The organism is Aquamicrobium sp. YD-1-mutant5 (genome assembly GCF_059509755.1).
In genome coordinates this window covers 1-511 of the sequence record NZ_JCAKKP010000053.1, presented here as the reverse complement: position 1 = coordinate 511, position 511 = coordinate 1, and the positions used below count along the sequence as shown (strand labels likewise).

1 tRNA gene and 1 rRNA gene are annotated in these 511 nt (G+C 52.8%); both read left to right on the top strand.

The features are described 5' to 3' along the window. A 5S ribosomal RNA gene (gene rrf, locus AC5XE7_RS20845) occupies positions 1-114 on the top strand. A 162-nt stretch (positions 115-276) separates the two neighbouring features. Further along, positions 277-353, top strand: a tRNA-Met gene (locus tag AC5XE7_RS20840). Positions 354-511: the final 158 nt, after the last annotated feature.

Genomic DNA, 511 nt, shown 5'->3' with positions numbered 1-511 from the left:
CTGGTGGTCATGGCGGGGCGGCTGCACCCGTTCCCATTCCGAACACGGCCGTGAAACGCCCCAGCGCCGATGGTACTTCGTCTAAAGACGCGGGAGAGTAGGTCGCTGCCAGGTCTGCAAAACGCATGAAAATCTTCTCTTAAGAAATAAGATTTAACTGGACCGGAATTAAGCGACGGATAGCCGAAAAAAACTATCCGAAAGCCGCTTGACTTCGTCGCAGATTGGGATATTAAGCGGCCTCCTTGATGCCGCTCCCGAGCGCGACAAGGTTGACGCGGGATGGAGCAGCCCGGTAGCTCGTCAGGCTCATAACCTGAAGGTCGTTGGTTCAAATCCAACTCCCGCAACCAGTTTTGACACACTTGTGTGTCCGTTCTTTGACAATTGAATATGAAGAAAGAGAAGCGTGGGCGGCAGAGTTTAGCTTCCTCGGAGTAAGGGTTTTGGCCTTTGCAGTGATGGGGATTACGAGACTTTGGCGGACACGTTTCGAGAGAAAGTTACACCG